General features: G+C 72.8%; 3 protein-coding genes. 1 reads left to right on the top strand and 2 read right to left on the bottom strand.

The annotated features are described in order from the left end of the window. A partial coding sequence (locus ACFU99_RS37635; protein ID WP_384401382.1) for an FAD-dependent oxidoreductase occupies positions 1–839 on the bottom strand: 839 nt, incomplete at its 3' end. A 192-nt stretch (positions 840–1,031) separates the two neighbouring features. On the opposite strand from ACFU99_RS37635, the gene ACFU99_RS37630 reads away from it, so the two are divergent. Continuing rightward, positions 1,032–1,598 (top strand): MarR family winged helix-turn-helix transcriptional regulator, encoded by a 567-nt coding sequence (locus ACFU99_RS37630; RefSeq protein ID WP_384401379.1) that lies wholly within the window; start codon positions 1,032–1,034, stop codon positions 1,596–1,598. A 69-nt stretch (positions 1,599–1,667) separates the two neighbouring features. Here ACFU99_RS37630 and ACFU99_RS37625 read toward each other — a convergent pair whose 3' ends face one another. After that, positions 1,668–3,338, bottom strand: coding sequence for a TIGR03767 family metallophosphoesterase (locus ACFU99_RS37625; RefSeq protein ID WP_384401376.1), 1,671 nt, complete (start codon positions 3,336–3,338; stop codon positions 1,668–1,670). Between the last annotated feature and the right edge of the window lie 194 nt (positions 3,339–3,532).

Genomic DNA, 3,532 nt, shown 5'->3' with positions numbered 1-3,532 from the left:
GGGGTGGAGGGGATGTCGTAGGTGTTGGAGGCGACGATGTCCGTGCCGGTGGCGGCGGCGATACCGGCGGGGGCCGTGCCGTCCTCGGCGAAGACGTCGACGACGCGCCGCCGCCACTGGTCGGGGGTGACGGCGGCGAGCGCGTCGCGTGAGAGCTCCTGGCCGGGGATGTTGGCGAACCAGTAGGTCGGGCCGTCGGGCGCGGTGGTGCAGCCGAAGACCGCCCGGTTCCCCAAGGTCATGCGGTACGTGCCGGGCGGCGCGGCCTCGGGGTGGTGCGGGACTCGGCCGCAGACGGTGCTCTGGCCCGCGTGCCGGGGGCCGGGCGCGGCCGCGTCGAGCAGCGTGCGGGTGCGGGAGTGGAGCCCGTCGGCGCCGATGAGCAGGTCGCCCTCGGCGTGGCTGCCGTCGTCGAAGGAGGCCACGACGCCGCCGCTCGCCGTCGTGACGGCGTCCACGAGGCGCTTGCCGTACTCGACGGATATCGACTGCCGCTCCGCTTCCTCGCTCAGGGCGCGGTGCAGATCGGCCCTCGTCATGGTGCGCGGGGCGAGCCCGTCCTTCCCGGAGCCCCGCAGGGGGCGCTTGCCGAGCAGTTCGCCCGTCCGGCCGTAGAACTCGACGCTCTCGGCCGGGAAGGAGCGGTCCGCCACGGCCGCGAGGGCGCCCGCGCTGCGCAGCGCCGCGACCCCGTTGGCGAAGAGCATGAGGAAGGCCCCCACGTCCTCGGCGCCTCGCGGATACGCCTCGTACACCGTGGAGTCGATGCCTGCCTTGCGCAGCGCGAGTGCGGTGACGGGGCCGGCGACACCGCCGCCGATGATCAGTGCGCGGGTCATGGACGAGTGTCCCCCTTATGTCGTGACGGTGTCGTCGGGCCGCTCATGCCAGGTCACGGGCGGCTGGGCGCTGTCCGGCCCGGGTCGCGCACGCGCATGGCGCGCGGTGACGAAAGTATGTCACGAGGCCCCAATTTGATTGAACTTCGAAGCGCCTTGCGGTGGATCACCGAACATGTTGAACTTCACGCCATGGCTTACCAGTTGACCTCCGACGACGGACCGGACGGCCGCGCCTCCGGAGCCGTCGATTCCACCGCGAGCGCACCGACCGTCGACGACGACCTCAAGGCGCTGATGCGCCTGACGGCCCGGTTCATGCGCCGTGTGCGCGATCCGGACGAGGACGTGCCCGAGGAGCTGCGCGCCCTCCTCGCCGGCGCCGGGCTCGCCAACCGCCATCTGACGCCGCTGGTCTCGCTCGCGCTGGAGGGCCCGGCGTCCGTCGGGGAGCTCGCCGAACGGATGGCCCTCGGCGCGACCACCACCAGCCAGCTCGTCAACGAGCTCTGCCGCGGCGCGCTCGTACGCCGCACGGAGGACGAGCACGACCGGCGGCGCACGATCGTCAGCGTCGAAGAGCCGTACCGCCCCCTCGTCGAGCGCTGCGCCCGCGCCCGCGTGGAGCCGCTGCGCCAGGCGCTCGACCTCCTCGCGCCCGAGGCCCGCCGCGACTTCCTCCGCAGCTGGCGGGTGATGGTCGACGTCTGCGAGGGGCGGGCCGTATCCGCACCGGACGCGCTGGAGGCGACCGGCTGAAGCGCAGTTCCGCAACACCCCTGACCATGCCGCGTCACGACGTACGGTCAGGGGCGGCGGGTACGCGCGTCAGCGCCGGGGCAGCAGCAGTTCGGTGTTCCGGTCGGTGGGGTCGCCAGCGAGGGTGGCGTCGGATCCGGGGGCGTTGAAACCCAACTCCCGGTAGAGGGAAGCGAGTCCGGTCCTCGACAGGTCCTCGAAGTCGGTGCGGTAGGGGGCCGCGGACTCGATGAGGGTGGTGAAGAGGGAGAGGGTGCCGTCCCGGTTGTCCGTGATCTCGATGGTGCGGGCCAGCTGCGGGTAGTCCACGTGCGAGGCGGTGCAGATCTCCCAGAAGGTGCCGCGCGGCCTGATCCGGTTGCGGTGGCTGTGGCCGTTGATCCAGGCCAGGACGTTGCTGTGGCGCTGGAGGACCGAGATCAGCTCCGCGCCGCCGTGCCGCTTCTCGCCGGGGTGCGTGGGGTCGGGGGTGAAGTTGTCCATGCTCCAGCTCGCGTGATGGCTGAAGACCAGCGCGTATTCGTCTTGATGGTGCTTCAGCACCCTTTCCAGCCACCGCAGTTGCGAGGTGCCGAGCGAGCCCTGGTAGTGGCCGCCGGGGTCCGTCGAATCGAGGCTGACGCCGATGACATCGTCGGAGACGCGGAAGGTGTAGTAGAGGTCGCCGGATTCGAGGTTCTCGTGGGTGTAGCCGTGGCCGAGAGGGCCGCGGCCTCGGTGGCGGGGGTCGAGGTGCGCGGCCGCGTACTGACGGGCGGTCAGCGGCACCCGGCGCTCGTCGGGGGTGACCGTGCGCATCTCGGCGCGGTGTTCGCGCAGCACCGCCTTGATCCGGTCGCCCTTGGGGTCGACGCCCTTCGCCTCCCCTTCCATCAGCCACTTGGCCTGCTCCGCGGGGATGATCTGGAGCTTCTTCGAGCCGACGGCGACGTCCCCGATCCAGGTGCCCGCGGCCGGGTAGCAGCCGCCGGAGAGCAGGTCGTGGTTGCCGAAGGTGGAGTACCAGGGGATGTTCAGCCCCGGGCTCCGCAGCCTCCGCATGGCGGCGTCGAGGTAGCCGTCGATGCGCGGGTAGCCGACCTGCTTGTCCTGGTCGCGCAGGTCCCGTTCGGGGTGCCAGTAGAGCGGCAGGCCGCTGTCCTGCACGCCTTCGTAGCCGTCCGGGTCGCCGGTGTTGGGGTTCAACCGGCCGCCGCTGAGGGCGGTCAGGAACCACTCCACCTCGATCTGCGCGTTCTCGTCGCCGTTGTCCCCGGTGGTGATGACGAAGGAGAACGGCTCCCCGGTCTCCGGGCCGCGGCGCAGCGCGTTGACGCGCTCGACGAGGGAGACGATGCCGGGCAGGGTGAGCGCCTCGTGCGGGCGCCAGGCGCCGGGGCCGCCGGCCCGGAAGAACTCGTAGCGCAGCGGGTGCTGCACGTCGGTGAGGTGGATGTCGGTGAACTGCACGAAGGAGGCGAGCGTGGTGCGCCGCTCGGTGCGGGCCCGCTTGGCGCCGGCCAGTTCGGAGCGGAGCAGCCGGGGCCAGCCGGGGCCTTCGCCGAGGCGCCGGTAGCCGCCGGTGCCGCGGGGCGCGGCGACGGAGGCGAGGGTGGTGCCGCGGCCGGTGGGCGTGGCGGCGGACGCGCCGCCCGCCGTGCCGAGGCCCCCGAGCGCGGCGGCTCCGGTGGCCGCCGCGGCGGCGAGGAAGGTGCGGCGGCCGAGGCCCGGGGCGGCGGGTCTGTGCGATCTGCTGGACATGCGCGGTCTCCCCACTGTGGCGGTTGGCGGCGTGCGCACGCCGCTGACGGCCCGTCGGCGACCGTGGGCGGTCTCGCGGCGCCGGGCGGATCGCCGGACGGATCACGGACGCGACAGGTCACCAGGATCAAGGAGGCGGTGCTCCGTCGCCTTGCGGGATTCCGTACCGGGGAGAGGGAGCCGCCCCTTGCGGC

This window comes from Streptomyces sp. NPDC057654, assembly GCF_042800135.1.
Taxonomy (GTDB): domain Bacteria; phylum Actinomycetota; class Actinomycetes; order Streptomycetales; family Streptomycetaceae; genus Streptomyces.
Note: the sequence above shows the minus strand (reverse complement) of the source record. Positions and strands in the feature narration are given on the sequence as shown.

Bases quoted from the DNA above. Each gene is read 5' to 3' on its own strand.
- ACFU99_RS37630 (WP_384401379.1), top strand. From the start codon at position 1,032: ATGGCTTACCAGTTGACCTCCGACGACGGACCGGACGGCCGCGCCTCC.
- ACFU99_RS37625 (WP_384401376.1), bottom strand. From the start codon at position 3,338: ATGTCCAGCAGATCGCACAGACCCGCCGCCCCGGGCCTCGGCCGCCGC.